The sequence below is a fragment of the Paenibacillus sp. sgz302114 genome (assembly GCF_056120345.1).
This window is the reverse complement of record NZ_JBVYOI010000003.1, coordinates 283,483-299,081: the sequence shown is the minus strand read 5'-3', so window position 1 is coordinate 299,081 and position 15,599 is coordinate 283,483. Positions and strand designations below refer to the sequence as shown.

The window sequence follows — 15,599 nt, the reverse complement described above, 5'->3', positions numbered from 1 at the left end:
TTAATTGTGACATGCATGGCTGAAACAGTGGAGGAAAAGGAGACGCATAATGAAATCTTTGAAATGGTTGTTGGTTCTATCATTCTTGCTTATGCCTTTTGTTTATGCTTCCGGTGGAGCAGCGTCAGCGCTAGATTATTCGGATAAGCTTACGCTGACAATTGGAAGCAAGAATATGAAGCATAATAGCTCATATACGAAATCGGCACAGCCGGTTACGGCGATTAATGGAGTTTCGTTTATTCCGTTCGCTTCCGTGGCCGCCCAATATGGTTACAACATCTCGTATAACTCGCTGACGAAAGAGTCGATTGCAACGGGTCCGCTTCATACGTTGAAATTCAAGTTGAACAGTGCAGCTGCGAATGTGGACGGTTATAATGTGAAGCTGACAGGGGCTCCATATATTTTGAACGGTTCTCTCATGGTGCCGCTTCGTTCATGGGGCATTGTGACGGATAGCGTAATCGCGGTTGAGGGGAAGACAATTACACTGTCGTGGAATACGGTCATCCTGCCGCAGCAGCCGAAAGCGAATTTCGAAGTGCAGCCTGCAGAAATTTACGCGGGTCAAACGAATGTCACCTATGTGGATCGTTCGTATAATCCGGCGGATGCGCCGTTCGTCGATGAACGCTGGGAAGGCCGAATGGATGTGTTTCCTGATCCAGGAACTTATACCATTACAAGACAGGTTCAAGATATTAATGGCATCTGGAGTGATCCGTACTCCGTTACAATTACCGTTAAACCTGCGAACCAACCGCCTGTAGCGGATTTTACGACAGAGAAGGCGACGTACCGAATTGGTGAGGATGTCCTTTACACCGATTTGAGCACCGATGATGAGAATGCGATCGTTCGCCGGACATGGACGGGGAATGCCAAAGTTTTCTTCGAGCCAGGCGATAAACAGGTTACGCTTGAGGTTGTAGACCGTCATGGCTTGGTACATTCAGTAACGAAGACGGTAACGGTAACGAGCGAAGTGCTCTATACGAAGGACGAGTACTACAAGCTGTTCACGCCGATTGGCGATAAGTTCCCAATTGACAGTGGCGCTGTGCTCAAAATGCCTTCATTGCCATACACCTTCCACTCGGAACAATCTCAGATGGTCCGCAGCAACAGCCCAGAAGCGCTGCTCCAAGAAGGCATTGTGTATGAAACGCAGCTGACAGGGCAAGTGCGTTTCTTGTTCCATAACGTGAATCATATGGGGTATCCGGTCAAAATGTATCTGATCGCAACGAACAATAATCGAATGCCGGTCAATTTGAGCACGAGCTCGATCGGGGTGGGCGGTCCTGACCCGTATGTGGAGAATACAGCGAAGATGTCGACGATTCGTTATCTTCAATCTCTCATTGCCAATCCGTCTCCACGTTGGATGACGATTAAGCCGGGCGAGACGAAGGAAGTGCTGCCTGAGCTGTCCAAAATTCCAATGAAGCCGCTCAATGTTCTTACGACTTACGCGGATCTTTTTGCGGATCAGGAGCTGCAGTTCAAAATCGTCGTTGTCGCATCGAATAAGAATGTGTTTGCAGAGCTGCCGAATTTGACACAAATGCCGCGTGACGGCAAGCATGTTCGCGGTACGTTCAATAAGGCTGACCGTACGATCGAAATGTCAGATATTCTGGGCAACACAGCAGAGTACATCAAGCTTGGCGACAAGACGATGGATACGTATTTGGATGGAATTGACGATACGACAGGCGATCTGGAATACAACATCGGTAACTTCGGCGTGCTATATCGGCTGAGTCTGCCGCATGTTGCGCCGCATACTCTGATTGCGCTTAATGCGCGCGGCGGCTATTACACAGGCGCCTTTATGGTTAACGGTCAGGTTATTCCGGTTACAAATTCCAGCATACTGAAAGATAATAAGGAAGCGGCGGTGTTATATCGAACTGGCGATAGCGAGGAATCGGTTGAGATCGTGTTCACGTTGTCAGCCGGAAGCAATCTTCCGCTCGCCATGATGTTCGTGCCGCTGCCTGGGGCACGCTGGTAATAAACAAAAAGGTTAAAAGGCCTTCATCTGCTGATGAAGGCCTTTTCGATTTCGATATGATTGCAGCGATCAATTAGTAAGGTAGCTTGATCTCAACTTCGCGGCGTTGTTCTGCCGAACGGAGTACACCGTCAATGATTGCTTGCTGAATCAAGATTTGCTCGCCTGGGATTGGAGCTGGACGTCCTTCGCGAACCGCATCGACGAAGTCGCGCACTTTCTCGAAGAACAGATCTTTATTATGTTCGATACCTGGAACCGGTGTAGAAGTCTGTTGACCCATGAAGTCATGGAAGAGTGTGATGTCGCCGACTTTGCCGTCCCATACGCCTGACCAGTTGCCTTTGCCGTGAGGATTCACTTTCAGGCCGCCTTCAGAGCCAAGGAACATTGTCGAACCGAGTGTATCCATATGCATCGCCCAAGAAATCTTGAACTGAAGCACGAGATCATTCTCGAAACGAACGAGCGCTACGCCGAAGTCTTCTACTTCGAACTGGCTTGCTTGAGAATGATGAATCGGATTTGTGCCGAAATGGTTGCTCGTGAACGCGGACACGGTAAGCGGACGAGGGTAGCCGAGTGCATTAAGCGCCATGTCGAGCGAGTAGCAGCCGATATCAGCCATTGCGCCAGCGCCAGCAAGCGCTTTGCTAATGAATGTGCCGCCAGGCATACCGCGTCTGCGGCCGCCGCCAGTTTCAACATAGTACACTTTGCCGAGCTTGCCGGATTGAACGATGTCCCCAACAAGCTTCATGTTCGGGTCATAGCGCGGCTGGAAGCCGATTGTGAGCATGTTGCCTGTTTCCTTGGACGCTTGCACCATGTCAATTGCTTCATCAAGCGTAACGGACATTGGCTTCTCCAGAAGGACTTGCTTGCCCGCACGAAGAGCATCAACAGTCGTTACATGATGGGACACGTTCGGCGTACAGATGCTGACACCATCGAGATCAAGCTCCAGCATCGCACGGTGGCTGTCAAATGCTTGTGCATCTGTTAATGAAAGCGATTCCACGAATTGTTGTGCTTTGCCGGGTATAACGTCTGCTACTGCTACAATTTCTACGTCTGCGATCTGTTTGTACTGACGAATATGCGCATGGGCGATACCGCCGCTGCCGATAATACCGATTCGAATAGGCTTAGCCAATTTGAGTCATCTCCTCTTTAATTGTCAACTTAGTCTAAGACGTTTGCTGGATGCGGAACTGCCTAGGTGTCATGTTGAATCTTTTCTTGAACACATAGTACAAATAATTGCTGCTGGCAAAACCATGCTCGAGCGCAATATGCTCAATCGAATGCTGGCCTTCAATAATGGCGGAGCACACTTGGGACAAGCGGTAATTCTCCAGATAAGCGCTAAACGATTCCTCGCCTTGCTCGCGGAATATCCGCTGCAGCTGACGGGCACTGATCGGAATTCGTTCGGCAACTTCCTGAAGCGTTAGCGGCTGTGCGTAGTTATCGTGAATGAATTGCGTTGCAATCCGAAACCGATGCTCGTTCATATTGCGGGACGGAGGTTCGAAGGTGAGGCTTGGCTCAGAAGACATGCGTGAAGCGCGCAACAAGATTTGAATAATGGCTTGCTTGATTGTCGAGAATGCCCCTGGTTGCCCCTCGTTCCAAGCGCGATAGGCGGTGAGAAACCACGACATCGCATTATACTGATCGACATGCGGACGTAGCGGCAAACCACTCAGCGCATTCATGCAGCTCTCCGCTTCATGACGCTCCCACGGGTCGCCCCAGGCTGCTTCATCCTCGCTTTCCTTAATCGGTACGATATCGATATGGAGACAGAGCTCATCCATCGCTTCCCGCGAGTCCGCTTCCTGCTGATGAAGGACGTTCGGTCCCGTCAAGTAGAAGAGACCCTCGTGCAGAGGATAGACGGTATCTTCCATAATAACCGTCCCCTTGCCCCGAGGAATAAAATGAAACTCGTATTCCGAGTGCTTATGAAACCGTACGATCTTGCCAGGAGGGAAGGTGGCGAGGTGGCAGCGCAATACGCGAAAGCCATAGCCGCCCCAGCGGAACTGGATATCGAGCCTGTCGATCGCGTCGCCGCGTTCAGCCATCAACGAGTAAGCAAACGGTTTAGCCATGCATGTACCACCTCTCCTTCTTCAAAAGATGAATTAGTTCTTCAGATCTGCGATTGTAACTTCGCGGCGCTCTTTGTTCGAGATGTTCGCTGCTTCCATCAGCTTCGTGAGGTCAGCTGCAAGGCTAACGTTCTCAGTCGCTTCCGTGTTGTTCAAGATGTGGCCTACGAATTGGTTGAAGGCGATTTCGCGGTTGTCCGGTTTCTCGATCTTAACCCATTCGTTACCTTTCAAGTGGCTGCTGCGAACAAGAACTTCATCGGATTCGAAGCCGTAGATCATTGTGCCTTCTGTGCCGTGTACTTCGAAGCAGAACGGCGAGTTAGGGTTCACGAAGCCAGCTTCTACGACGCCAAATGCACCGTTCTCGTAGCGAAGCGTTGCTACTGCGTTATCTTCAACATCCTTGCCAGTTACATAGCCGTAAATTGCGTTCAGGCTTTGTGGCATGCCAAGGAACAGACGAGTGAGGTACATTGGGTGGCAACCAAGGTCGATCAGTGCTCCACCGCCGCATTGCTCCAGGTTGTAGAAGTGCTCTGGCAACCAGCCAGCAGTTGCGCCGTTGTGCGACAGGCGAACGCGAGCTTGCGTCAATTGGCCGAGGTAGCCTTTAGCCAATACTTCTTGTGCAGCAAGTGTATAGTTATCATTGAGGCGCGGCAGGGAAACAGTGAACTTCACGCCTGCTTCTTTAACAGCGGCAAGAATCTCGTTAACTTCTGCGTTTGTTGGCGCTACAACCTTCTCAGTGAAGATGTGTTTGCCAGCGCGAGCAGCCTTTACCATAACATCACGGTGCATATTAGTTGGTGTGTCAACAACGACTGCATCGATGTCCGTGCGAGCGAGCAGCTCGTCAAGGTCTGCGATGAATGGAACGCCAAGCTTCTCTGCATCAGCTTGACCGCGGGAAGGGATCTCGTCCCATACGGCTACGATTTCTGTGTTTGGATTGGCTTGTACGTTACGAGTGTAGTCCCAGGCATGAACATGCCAATAGCTAAGCATTGCTACGCGAATCATTAATGTATTCCTCCTAGAGTGGGGGTTTTTCTGTGATCGATGTCGCGTGATCACAGTTTTTTCTTCTCTAATTATGCGACATGTCCATACCGTAACACAATAGAAAACGCTTAATAATCCATTTCCGTGACAAAAAAACTACAAAATCGCGACAAATTACATGTCGCGTGTTCATAGTTCGATCTGTGGATTGGCGTTATGCCGAATTTTCGACTATAGTTAAAGAAGGAGGTGGTCCGTTATGCGTCGTGTTATTAGTGCGCCGATACATGCTTATCGCAGGTTTATATCGCCGCTCAAGCCGCCGACGTGCCGGTTCTATCCTACCTGCTCGGCGTACGCGCTTGAAGCGATCGACAAACATGGGCCGCTCCGGGGCAGCTGGCTTGCCGTCAGACGGATTTGCCGTTGTCATCCTTTTCATCCCGGAGGCATTGATTATGTCCCGCCTACACGCGAAGAAATGCAGCAGCGACGGGCTTCTGCCGCCCTTGACAGCGCTGCGGAGGATTCGGTATAGTTGATCCCAAGAGAATCATTACCAATATCATTATTCGATGAACGGATAAGTACAGAGGATATGGCCTTTACAGAGAGCCGGGGGAGCTGGAAACCGGCAAGGCGCAGCTTTTGGAAAATGGTCCTGGAGAATTCGTGCTCGAGCATTCAGTTGTTTAGGAGGCTGATGCAAGGGTGCGGCGGCTGACCTCGTTAACGGTCGTAACGTTCATCCGTATATTCGGATGGACCTAATGAAGCTTTCTTGAGATGCTTACCTATTTAATGGTTCGCTGCTCTCGGGAGAGGAAATTGGGTGGTACCGCGTAAGCGACAAGCTTTCGTCCCATATGAGGATGAGGCTTTTTTTGTTTTTTTACAGATGAACGTGAAGGAGAAATGACCAATGAGTGAGAAGAAACCAGCCTTTTATATTACGACGCCGATCTATTATCCAAGCGATAAACTCCATATCGGCCATGCGTATACGACTGTTGCCGGTGATGCAATGGCGCGTTACAAGCGTCTGCGCGGCTATGATGTTTGGTATTTGACCGGTACCGATGAGCACGGTCAGAAGATCGAGCGCAAGGCGCAAGAGAAAGGGCAAACGCCGCAGCAGTTCGTTGACGATATCGTTGTCGGTATCAAGGAGCTGTGGAAGAAGCTCGACATTTCGAACGATGACTTCATCCGCACGACGGAGCCCCGCCATAAAGAAGTCGTTGAGCAAATCTTCGATCAGCTGCTTCAGCAAGGGGACATCTATAAAGGAAACTACGAGGGCTTGTACTGTACGCCGTGCGAGTCGTTCTTCCTGGAGCGCCAGCTCGTAAACGGCAACTGTCCGGATTGCGGACGCCCGGTTGAGCTGGTAAAGGAAGAGAGCTACTTCTTCCGGATGAGCAAATATGCTGATCGCCTGCTGAAGTTCTACGAGGAAAACCCGGAGTTTATCCAGCCGGAATCCCGCAAGAACGAGATGATCAACAATTTCATTAAACCGGGTCTTGAGGATCTTGCTGTTTCCCGTACGACGTTCGATTGGGGCGTGAAGGTAAAGGGCGATCCGAAGCATGTGGTATATGTTTGGATCGATGCATTGTCGAACTACATTACAGCGCTTGGGTACGGTTCGAGCGATTCGAGCAAATACGATCAATTCTGGCCGGCTGACGTTCATCTGGTCGGCAAAGAAATCGTCCGCTTCCATACGATCTACTGGCCGATCATGTTGATGGCGCTCGGTCTGCCGCTGCCGAAGAAAGTATTCGCGCATGGCTGGCTGCTCATGAAGGACGGCAAAATGTCCAAGTCGAAGGGCAACGTTGTTGATCCCGTTACGCTGATCGACCGTTACGGACTAGATGCGCTGCGCTATTACCTGCTTCGCGAGGTGCCATTCGGCGCTGACGGTACGTTCACGCCTGAGAACTTCGTAGAGCGGATCAACTTCGATCTGGCGAACGACCTCGGCAACCTGTTGAACCGTACCATTGCGATGATCGACAAATATTTCGGCGGAGACATTCCGGCGTATGACGGCAATGTCACGGCGTTCGACGAGACGTTGTCGACGCTGGCAACAAGCACATCCATGCAAGTGGAGGCAGCGATGGAGAAGATGGAATTCTCCGTAGCGCTCACTGGCATCTGGCAGCTTGTAAGCCGTACGAACAAATATATTGACGAGACGCAGCCTTGGACGCTTGCGAAGAGCGAAGAGAAACGCGGCGAGCTTGCTTCCGTTATGCACCATCTGGCGGAATCGCTTCGCATCATCTCCATTCTGCTGCAGCCATTCCTTACGAATGCGCCGCTGAAGGTCCGGAAGCAGCTTGGCATTGAAGAAGGCGCGCTGACGGCTTGGGAGAGCACGAAGCAGTTCGGCCAGCTGCCTGGCGGCACGAAGGTAACGAAGGGCGATCCGATCTTCCCGCGTCTTGACGTCGCGATCGAGATGGAGTTCATCGCAGTCTCAATGGGCGGCGGCTTAGCGGCGGCAGCTGAAGCGGCAGAGGCTGCAGCGCCTGCAGCGGAGCAAGCGGCGGCAGCGCCGGCGGCTGTGGAAGCTCCGGCAGCTGCAGCAGCACCTGAAGCGAAAGAGGAAATTTCCATCGACGAGTTTATGAAGGTGGAACTGCGCGTCGCGCAAGTGCTGGCGGCGGAGCCGATTCCGAAGGCCGACAAGCTGCTGAAGCTGCAGCTTGACCTCGGCTTTGAGCAGCGCCAAGTCGTATCCGGCATCGCGAAGTTCTACACTCCGGAGCAGCTTGTCGGACGCAAAGTTATTTGCGTGGTGAACCTCAAGCCAGTGAAGCTGCGCGGCGAAATGTCGCAAGGCATGATCCTAGCCGCATCGCATGGTGATCAACTGACGCTGGCAACTGTGCCTGAAGATATGCCGAATGGCGCAATTGTGAAATAAGCATGAACGTATGCCGCCGGGGCTTATTGCTCCGGCGGTTTCATATTGACACTATATTTTGCAGTCTATATAATCTAATTGTAATGTTTACGATTATGAATAAGATAGATAGAGGTGCTGAGGTTCATGTTTATTCAACGTTTCATAGGCAAATTCGTCTTGTCAGCCGCGATGCTGGCTTTTTTCATTCTTATCCTCGCCGGATGTGCGTCCTCTAGCAATGGCAAGCTCATTGAGGGCAAAACGAACGTCGTCACTAGCTTCTATCCGCTTTATTTTCTAGCTCAGCAGATTGGCGGTGAGAGCGCGAATGTCATTAATATGATCCCGGCTGGCGTAGAGCCGCATGATTGGAGTCCGAAGAGCCGCGACCTGGATACTGCCGCGAAAGCTCAGCTGTTCTTGTATAACGGAGCGGGGCTTGAAGGCTGGGTAGACGATTTTCTAGAAGGATTGCCCAGCGATTCGAAGCTGATAACAGTTGAGGCAAGCGAAGGCATCACGAAGATTTCCGGCAATCCAGAAGAAGATAAAGACGCTACGGATGCGAAGCATGTTGATCCACACACATGGGTAAGCCCAAAGTCGATGCTTATTATGGCGAACACGGTACTGAAGAACTTCGTGAAGGCTGATCCTGCACATAAAGATGCTTATACGGCTAACTATGACAAGCTAGAGCAGCGTCTTAAAGACTTGGACCAGGAATATACGGATGCCCTCTCGAGGACTCCGCGCAAAGATATCGTAACGTCCCATCAGGCGTTCGGTTATCTCGCACGCGATTATGGACTGAAACAAGTGGCTATAATGGGGTTGTCGCCTGATGCAGAGCCGAAAGCGCAAGATTTGCTCCGCATTACGAAGTTCGTGAAGGATAATGGCATCAAATTTATTTTCTTCGAAGAGCTTGTTTCCGATGAGCTTGCGAAGACGCTTGCGAATGAAGCTAACGTGAGCACGATGGTGTTGAACCCGCTTGAAGGGCTAACGCCGGAGCAGGAGAAGAAGGGTGAAGATTACTTCTCTCTCATGAAGGCGAATTTGCAAAATCTAGTCCAAGCCTTACAATAGAAAGAAGGAAAAACGGATGCTCCACAAACCTCAGCATGATACCACTTCCTTGATCTGTCACCGGCCGATCATCGAGCTTGAGAATGTATCATTTGCCTATAAGCAGAAGCCGGTCATCAATCACATCAATTTCACGGCGCAGGAGCGGGACTTTGTCGGGTTAATTGGCTCGAACGGCGCAGGCAAAACGACGCTGCTTCGTATGATCGTAGGCTTGCTTACGCCGACCAGCGGCACGGTGAAGCTCTTCGGCGAACCGATTGGGCAATTCCGCAATTGGAATTTAATCGGATACGTCCCACAGAAAAACTCGTTTAATCCATTGTTTCCAGCCACCGTTCGCGAGGTTGTCATCTCCGGGCTATTCAGCCGCAACAAGTTGTTCAAGCGCGTGACGAAGGCCGACAGCATCAAGTGCGACGAGGCGCTTCACGCGATGAAGATCGAGGATCTAGCAGGCAAGCGGATCGGGGAATTGTCGGGCGGGCAGCAACAGCGTGCTTTTCTCGCTCGGGCGCTTATCAACAATCCCGCGCTGCTCATTCTCGATGAGCCGACCGTTGGCATCGACAGCGAGACGCAGGAGGGCTTCTTCCATCTCATCAAGCATATGCATCAGCATCATAATATTACGTTTCTGATGGTATCGCATGACATGGAGATGATCCGGTCTTACTTGGGCGAGCAGCCGAAGCAGGAAGCCGGCAAAATCAAGTTTTATGTGAGGCACTCGCATGATCTGGAAGATTGCGTGGAGACGAATATATCGCACAGCTTGCGAGAGCTGCGCCATTCGATGGAACGAGGGAAAGTGGGCGTATAGAGGTTGGATATTATAACGACGGAATTTTTTCAAAGGGCGCTCATCGGCGGCGTTCTGATTGGGATTACGGCTCCGCTCATGGGGCTGTTTCTTGTCTTGCGAAGACTTTCGATGATTGGCGATACGCTTGCGCATGTCTCCATTGCAGGCGTGGCGCTTGGCTTCCTGATCGGCGTATATCCGGTCGCGGTAGGCCTCATCTTCGCTCTTGCGGCGACGTTTGCAATTGAGAAGCTGCGTAAGGCGTACAAGACGTACGCGGAGCTTTCTATCGCTATCATTATGTCAGGCGGCGTAGCGCTTGCTTCGCTTCTGTTCACGATGGGGAAGGGCTTTAACGTGAGCGTCAGCGGTTATTTGTTCGGCAGCATCTACACGCTGGATACGACGGATTTGGTGTTAATCGGGATCGTGACAGTTGTCGTTTTGCTATCGGTAGGCTTGCATGCCAAAGAGCTGTTTCTGCTTACGTTCGATGAAGATGCCGCAGCTGTGAGCGGCTTGCCAACACGTTTCTTTAACTTTATGATTAGTGTGCTTACCGCACTTGTTATTAGTGTCTCTATCAAAATCGTAGGTGCGCTCCTAGTGTCCGCGCTGCTTACAATACCTGCCGCATGCAGCCTTGTTATCGCAAGGAGCTTCAGGCAGTCTGTCGTTACCGTTGTCGTCATAGCGGAGCTTGCAGTTGTTGCCGGCCTGTTGGCTGCAGGTGTATGGAACTTGGCACCAGGCGGAACAATCGTCATGTTCTTAATTGTAATATTACTGCTGCTGCTCTCGGTTCGCCGGAGACATCGCGCAGGTTGAAAGCGAAGGTGACATCATGTCTGATGTAACGGTATGGGCAGCGTTCGGCGCGGGAATCGCTTCATTCGTTTCCCCTTGCTGCTTGCCGCTCTATCCATCCTATTTGTCCTACATAACAGGCGTCTCTGTCAGTGATTTGAAGAGCGAGCATCCCGGCCGCGAAGTGCGGATACGGACGATGAGCCATACGCTGTTCTTTATTCTTGGTTTCTCCATCGTTTATTACACGCTTGGGTATGGAACGAATGCATTCGCAGAGGTCTTCTCGAAATATCAAGATCTGATTCGGCAATTGTCCGCTGTCCTAATCATTTTTATGGGCTTCATACTCATGGGGCTCATTCAACCTAAGATTTTACTTCGAGAGCTAAAAATGCCGTTGAGGCTGAAGCGCTCAGGCTATCTTGCTTCCTTCATCTTCGGTATCGGCTTCTCGGCAGGCTGGTCGCCATGTACCGGCCCGATTCTGGCGAGCATTCTGCTCATGGCAGCATCGGAGCCGGGCACATGGTTTGAGCTGACGACGGCGTACGCGCTTGGCTTCGCCATTCCATTCTTCGTGCTTGCCTTCTTCATCGGCTCCACGAGATGGATCGTCCGCTATTCCAGCATAATGATGAAAGTCGGCGGCGCAGGCATGCTGATTATGGGCATCCTTCTGTTCACCGACCAAATGACTCAAATCACAATATGGCTGAACTCGATTACTCCAGAGTGGCTTAAGTTCTAATGGTTTTAATGGTTTTGATGTGTACGGAACTTATTCAATAATTAGCGAAAGTGAACAGAGCGGAAGAAAAAGGATTGTGCCGGAGAGTTTACGTGCCGCCTTTGTGAAGGTGTTGTAACCATCTAATCTAATCAGATAGAACACCGTAACAACAGCGGCCGCAGGCACATCCTTTTATCTGAAGCTCATTTCACTGCAGCGATTGCTTTGAACTCTTAAGTGAAGTACTCGATTTTTGCATCCTCAAAATGCTCAAAGATGCGCTCCGAGATAAACATCCGGAGCGCTTCTGCTTGTTCATCAGGGTAGACGTACTTCCCCTGTCCCCAGCGGCCCCACTTGTACTTGCGCTTCTCAATGTCCATCTCAAGCTTCGTGCGGGGATAGCGCTTCTCGATAACGGTCTTCGCTGTCTTCGTGAAGCGATGCTGGATGAGCTCGAACGTAAGCCCGGATGACGCGTCCTTCGGTAGAGACGCCGCCAATGAGGAGAGCAGCTCGGCATAACCCTCCTGCCAGCCCTCGTGCCAGATGATCGGCGCGATAATAAAGCCGAGCGGATAGCCTGCGCGGGCTATCTTGGCGGCAGCCTCGATGCGGTCCTCGAAGCGTGACGTGGACGGCTCGAAGTTCTTGATCACATACTTGGCATTTACGCTGAAGCGAACACGGGTATGGCCGTTATGACGGATATCAAGCAGCGAATCGACATAATGAAACTTGGTCACGAACCGCAGACGGCCGTATTCCTGATCCGCCATGAAGGTGATCAGCTCCCGCAAGCTGCCGGTTATCGGCTCAAGCCCGACCGGATCAGAAGTACAGGCGGCTTCAAACCTCGTGATCTCCGGTATACGCTCATCGATGTAACCTTTTGCAGCCTGCATGATTTCATCCGTATTGACATACACACGAATATAGGGCTTTGCACCGAGAGTAGTCTGCAAGTAGCAATAGTGGCAGTGTCCCATACAGCCCGTTGCGATTGGTATGGCATATTCCGCTGATGGCTTGGACGTATCGAACTTCAACGTTTTGCGGATGCCGACAACAAGTGTACGCTTGGCGATCTTGTACTGCTCCAGCTCGGATTCGCCGGGCAGGTTCGTTATTCGGTTATGGGAGGTGGTCATCCGGTAAGGGATATCGAGCGACTTGACCCATTCCATAATGTGCTGCCCTTTCGGATAATCGAGTGCGGAGGGCTCAAAATAAACAAGTTCCGGAATGAACGACTCATGAACGGATTTCTTAGCTGCAGGCCTTTCAAGCAAGGTGGTGATCAAGGTGGAAGCTGCCTCCTTTAAGATCATCGGACATACCTGTAGTTTGGTGGTATAAGGGCAGGATCAAACATGGAAAGTTCAGACGGACAGGTTGCGGCACCTATAGAAGGCAGTGTAGAATACTAAGAGTGAAGAGTCAGTTAGCATAATTTAGCACTAGTCGAACAATCCTAACGTACGGGATGACGGTGAATGGAGGAACGAGCAAATGCCTACTCCAAGTATGGAGGATTATTTGGAACGGATTTATAAATTGATTGACGAGAAAGGCTACGCCCGTGTCTCGGATATCGCTGAAGGGCTTGAGGTTCATCCTTCTTCAGTGACGAAGATGATTCAGAAGCTGGATAAAGACCATTATTTGATCTATGAGAAATATCGGGGGCTCGTGCTCACGGGTAAAGGGAAGAAGATGGGCAAGCGGCTTGTGGAACGCCATCACTTGCTGGAATCGTTTCTTACTGTCATTGGTGTTCAGGAAGAGAACATCTACAAAGATGTCGAAGGCATAGAGCATCACTTGAGCTGGGATTCAATCACTTGCATCGAAACGCTAGTTGAGTTTTTCCGTAGAGAGCCGGCGCGGCTGGAGGAATTTCGGTCGGTTCATGCCGAGCTGAATAGCGATAACTTATAAATATACGAAAGGGGCATCCCTCAGCCGTGGCTGAAGGATGCCCCTTATTAATTACGTGTTAATGATACTTAGGTAGGTTGTCGTCATCCTTGCCGCCTTCAATAACGCGGAAAGGCATGTTCTTGCGCTGCTTGCTCTTGGCAGGCTGATCTTTGCGGGATTGCGTCTTGTACCGCGGCTTCGCTTTCGTTCTGACGCCGCCTGGCGGAAACTTATACAGCAGATAAACAACGCCGAACACAACAACTGGAATGAGAAGCTGATAGGGATTGCTGATCGTTTGCGAAACAATGCCGATGACGACGAGCACAAGGATGACGATGGACAACAGGCTCATTTTACGAGGCATGGTTCTCACCCTTTCTTCCCGAATCTAAGACTCAATTGCAAAACGGTTCTTTACGGCTTGCTCACTTGGCCATCGAGCTCAAGCATCCGGTTAAAGGAAGCGATCGACACAGCCACCTGGTCATCCGTAGGTTCTTTCGTTGTCAGCTTCTGGAGCCACAGGCCCGGATAGCCGAGGAAACGCAGAACAGGCAAATCGCGAAGCGCGTTCGTGAAGCGAAGCGCTTCATAGGATGCGCCTAGAACAACTGGGAGGAGCAGAAGACGCAAGTAAATCCGTTCCCAGAGCGAATCCCAGTGGAAGAAGGAATAGACGATAACGCCGACGAGTACAGAGAAGACGATAAAGCTACTACCGCAGCGGTAATGAAGTCGCGTAAACTTCTGAACATTAGAGACGGTTAGTTCCGCTCCCGCTTCATAGGCGCTTATTACTTTATGCTCCGCGCCGTGATATTGGAACAGGCGCTTAATGAGCGGTGTTAACGAGATAATATATAAATATGAGAGCAAGAACAAAATTTTGATAACACCTTCAATAAGATTGTGCAAGACCCGGTTGTTGAAGGAGTTCTGGAAGAGCAGTTGTTCAATAATGGCAGGTACGAGAGTGAAAACGATCTTACCAAAAGCGAAAGACAATATACCTGCAACGGCGACGCCAACGATCATACTGAGGCTCCAACCGCTTTTCTCTTCTTTTTTAGCCAGTTTCGCATCGCTGGTTTCGGATTCCTTGCTCGGCTCAGAGAGCTCGTCTTCCGCGTAGGATTCCATGGAGAAGTTCAAATGCTGCGAGCCCTTCGCACTCGATTCGAGTATAGCGACTACGCCGCGGACAAGCGGAATTTTCTTCAGTTTTTGAATCCAAGGCTTTGACGTTCTCGGCACTTCGTAAAAAATAATTTCATTATTTTTGCGCCGTACGGCAGTGACATTCGCGTGACGGCCTGCAAACATAACACCTTCGATGACGGCTTGTCCGCCATAAATATTTTGTGTGCTTTGAGACAAGGGCGAATCACCATCCTTTAGTTAGACATAAGTTCGATAATAGCTATGAATACGCTACCCACTACCTCTATTGTACTTGATTCTGCCGCTATTTGCGAGCGCCATCCATTCCCTCATTTCACTTGGGGCAAGCCGATTTGGGAGCGGCTCGGCTGCGCATACTATTACCCAATTACAGCAATGCACAACTATAAGGTAATGGAGGAAACTTATTTTGCGTAAAATACAGACGCACGGTCAGCACAGAGGGACAAAAAACGATTACGACGGCAGCACACATACGAACCCTACCGCGTATTGCTTGAAACTTGGCTTTTTTGCGGGGCTGTTCTGGGGCTTGGTGCATTGGCTGCTCTTTGCGATAAACTTTACGAAGGTCATGCCTGGGTTTCTTGTCGACCCGTTCCTGAAGCAGTCCTTCCTGCGAATGTGGTATGGGCATCTAGTCGGAGTTGCTGCGTTCATTGTGTTCTCGATCGTCGCAACGTTCATTTATAAGCTGCTGCTTGGGCGCTTGTTCGGACCGTGGCCGGGTATCCTCTATGGATTGCTCTGGTGGGCGCTGCTCTTCATGACGATTGGGCCTGCAATGAGCATGACGAAGCCTTATAACAAAATTGGCTACGAGACTTTGATTACTGAGTGCTGCTTATTCGTGCTGTGGGGTTTGTTCATTGGATATACGATCGTATTTGAATTTACGGATGAGGCAGGACGGGAGCCGGCGGGGTCGAATAAGAGCATTGCATGAGTGTGAGGGCGAGCACTTCTCAAAGCGAGGG

15 protein-coding genes are annotated in these 15,599 nt (G+C 50.6%); 9 read left to right on the top strand and 6 right to left on the bottom strand.

The window, feature by feature from the left end:
* The first annotated feature begins 49 nt into the window (after positions 1 to 49).
* Positions 50 to 2,023: a copper amine oxidase N-terminal domain-containing protein gene (locus AC0LWF_RS10625; RefSeq protein ID WP_474651509.1), complete on the top strand. Its 1,974-nt coding sequence runs from the start codon at positions 50 to 52 to the stop codon at positions 2,021 to 2,023.
* 73 nt (positions 2,024 to 2,096) lie between these two features.
* On the opposite strand, the gene AC0LWF_RS10620 is transcribed toward AC0LWF_RS10625, so the two are convergent.
* The 3 genes from AC0LWF_RS10620 to AC0LWF_RS10610 are packed head-to-tail and all read right to left on the bottom strand — an operon-like array spanning position 2,097 to position 5,169.
* Complete coding sequence (locus tag AC0LWF_RS10620; RefSeq protein WP_474651508.1) at positions 2,097 to 3,179, bottom strand: Gfo/Idh/MocA family protein; 1,083 nt, start codon at positions 3,177 to 3,179, stop codon at positions 2,097 to 2,099.
* Positions 3,180 to 3,213: 34 nt separating this feature from the next.
* The gene (locus tag AC0LWF_RS10615; RefSeq protein WP_474651507.1) at positions 3,214 to 4,143 is read right to left on the bottom strand and encodes an AraC family transcriptional regulator; all 930 of its coding nucleotides are present in this window, start codon (positions 4,141 to 4,143) and stop codon (positions 3,214 to 3,216) included.
* A gap of 33 nt (positions 4,144 to 4,176) precedes the next feature.
* Positions 4,177 to 5,169, bottom strand: a complete 993-nt coding sequence (locus AC0LWF_RS10610) for a Gfo/Idh/MocA family protein (RefSeq protein ID WP_474651506.1) — start codon at positions 5,167 to 5,169, stop codon at positions 4,177 to 4,179.
* A 241-nt stretch (positions 5,170 to 5,410) separates the two neighbouring features.
* On the opposite strand from AC0LWF_RS10610, the gene yidD reads away from it, so the two are divergent.
* The 6 genes from yidD (at position 5,411) to AC0LWF_RS10580 (ending at position 11,532) form a co-directional block, all read left to right on the top strand.
* On the top strand, positions 5,411 to 5,689 hold the full coding sequence (gene yidD, locus AC0LWF_RS10605; RefSeq protein ID WP_474651505.1) for a membrane protein insertion efficiency factor YidD: 279 nt from the start codon (positions 5,411 to 5,413) through the stop codon (positions 5,687 to 5,689).
* A gap of 384 nt (positions 5,690 to 6,073) precedes the next feature.
* Positions 6,074 to 8,095 (top strand): methionine--tRNA ligase, encoded by a 2,022-nt coding sequence (gene metG, locus AC0LWF_RS10600; protein WP_474651504.1) that lies wholly within the window; start codon positions 6,074 to 6,076, stop codon positions 8,093 to 8,095.
* A 126-nt stretch (positions 8,096 to 8,221) separates the two neighbouring features.
* Positions 8,222 to 9,169: a metal ABC transporter substrate-binding protein gene (locus tag AC0LWF_RS10595; RefSeq protein WP_474651503.1), complete on the top strand. Its 948-nt coding sequence runs from the start codon at positions 8,222 to 8,224 to the stop codon at positions 9,167 to 9,169.
* Between the two features lie 16 nt (positions 9,170 to 9,185).
* Positions 9,186 to 9,992: a metal ABC transporter ATP-binding protein gene (locus AC0LWF_RS10590; protein ID WP_474651502.1), complete on the top strand. Its 807-nt coding sequence runs from the start codon at positions 9,186 to 9,188 to the stop codon at positions 9,990 to 9,992.
* Positions 9,993 to 9,995: 3 nt separating this feature from the next.
* Positions 9,996 to 10,802 carry a metal ABC transporter permease gene (locus tag AC0LWF_RS10585; RefSeq protein ID WP_474651501.1) on the top strand — a complete coding sequence of 269 codons (807 nt, stop codon included), beginning with the start codon at positions 9,996 to 9,998 and terminating at the stop codon, positions 10,800 to 10,802.
* A 16-nt stretch (positions 10,803 to 10,818) separates the two neighbouring features.
* The gene (locus AC0LWF_RS10580) at positions 10,819 to 11,532 is read left to right on the top strand and encodes a cytochrome c biogenesis CcdA family protein (RefSeq protein WP_474651500.1); all 714 of its coding nucleotides are present in this window, start codon (positions 10,819 to 10,821) and stop codon (positions 11,530 to 11,532) included.
* 215 nt (positions 11,533 to 11,747) lie between these two features.
* Here AC0LWF_RS10580 and splB read toward each other — a convergent pair whose 3' ends face one another.
* Positions 11,748 to 12,845, bottom strand: coding sequence for a spore photoproduct lyase (splB, locus tag AC0LWF_RS10575; RefSeq protein WP_474651499.1), 1,098 nt, complete (start codon positions 12,843 to 12,845; stop codon positions 11,748 to 11,750).
* Between the two features lie 181 nt (positions 12,846 to 13,026).
* On the opposite strand from splB, the gene mntR reads away from it, so the two are divergent.
* Positions 13,027 to 13,455, top strand: a complete 429-nt coding sequence (gene mntR, locus AC0LWF_RS10570) for a transcriptional regulator MntR (protein ID WP_090573829.1) — start codon at positions 13,027 to 13,029, stop codon at positions 13,453 to 13,455.
* A 58-nt stretch (positions 13,456 to 13,513) separates the two neighbouring features.
* Here the strand turns inward: mntR and AC0LWF_RS10565 are convergent, their stop codons facing one another.
* Together AC0LWF_RS10565 and AC0LWF_RS10560 are read right to left on the bottom strand one after the other, a co-directional pair.
* Positions 13,514 to 13,804: a hypothetical protein gene (locus tag AC0LWF_RS10565; RefSeq protein WP_090573830.1), complete on the bottom strand. Its 291-nt coding sequence runs from the start codon at positions 13,802 to 13,804 to the stop codon at positions 13,514 to 13,516.
* Positions 13,805 to 13,854: 50 nt separating this feature from the next.
* Positions 13,855 to 14,763 (bottom strand): DUF1385 domain-containing protein, encoded by a 909-nt coding sequence (locus AC0LWF_RS10560; RefSeq protein WP_474651756.1) that lies wholly within the window; start codon positions 14,761 to 14,763, stop codon positions 13,855 to 13,857.
* Between the two features lie 268 nt (positions 14,764 to 15,031).
* Between AC0LWF_RS10560 and AC0LWF_RS10555 the strand changes: the two genes are divergently transcribed.
* Positions 15,032 to 15,568, top strand: coding sequence for a YqhR family membrane protein (locus AC0LWF_RS10555; protein ID WP_474651498.1), 537 nt, complete (start codon positions 15,032 to 15,034; stop codon positions 15,566 to 15,568).
* Positions 15,569 to 15,599 lie beyond the last annotated feature (31 nt).

Coding starts and splice junctions, on each gene's coding strand:
- AC0LWF_RS10625 (WP_474651509.1), top strand. CDS start 50: ATGAAATCTTTGAAATGGTTGTTGGTTCTATCATTCTTGCTTATGCCT.
- AC0LWF_RS10615 (WP_474651507.1), bottom strand. CDS start 4,143: ATGGCTAAACCGTTTGCTTACTCGTTGATGGCTGAACGCGGCGACGCG.
- AC0LWF_RS10610 (WP_474651506.1), bottom strand. CDS start 5,169: ATGATTCGCGTAGCAATGCTTAGCTATTGGCATGTTCATGCCTGGGAC.
- yidD (WP_474651505.1), top strand. CDS start 5,411: ATGCGTCGTGTTATTAGTGCGCCGATACATGCTTATCGCAGGTTTATA.
- metG (WP_474651504.1), top strand. CDS start 6,074: ATGAGTGAGAAGAAACCAGCCTTTTATATTACGACGCCGATCTATTAT.
- AC0LWF_RS10595 (WP_474651503.1), top strand. CDS start 8,222: ATGTTTATTCAACGTTTCATAGGCAAATTCGTCTTGTCAGCCGCGATG.
- AC0LWF_RS10590 (WP_474651502.1), top strand. CDS start 9,186: ATGCTCCACAAACCTCAGCATGATACCACTTCCTTGATCTGTCACCGG.
- AC0LWF_RS10580 (WP_474651500.1), top strand. CDS start 10,819: ATGTCTGATGTAACGGTATGGGCAGCGTTCGGCGCGGGAATCGCTTCA.
- splB (WP_474651499.1), bottom strand. CDS start 12,845: ATGATCTTAAAGGAGGCAGCTTCCACCTTGATCACCACCTTGCTTGAA.
- mntR (WP_090573829.1), top strand. CDS start 13,027: ATGCCTACTCCAAGTATGGAGGATTATTTGGAACGGATTTATAAATTG.
- AC0LWF_RS10565 (WP_090573830.1), bottom strand. CDS start 13,804: ATGCCTCGTAAAATGAGCCTGTTGTCCATCGTCATCCTTGTGCTCGTC.
- AC0LWF_RS10560 (WP_474651756.1), bottom strand. CDS start 14,763: ATGTTTGCAGGCCGTCACGCGAATGTCACTGCCGTACGGCGCAAAAAT.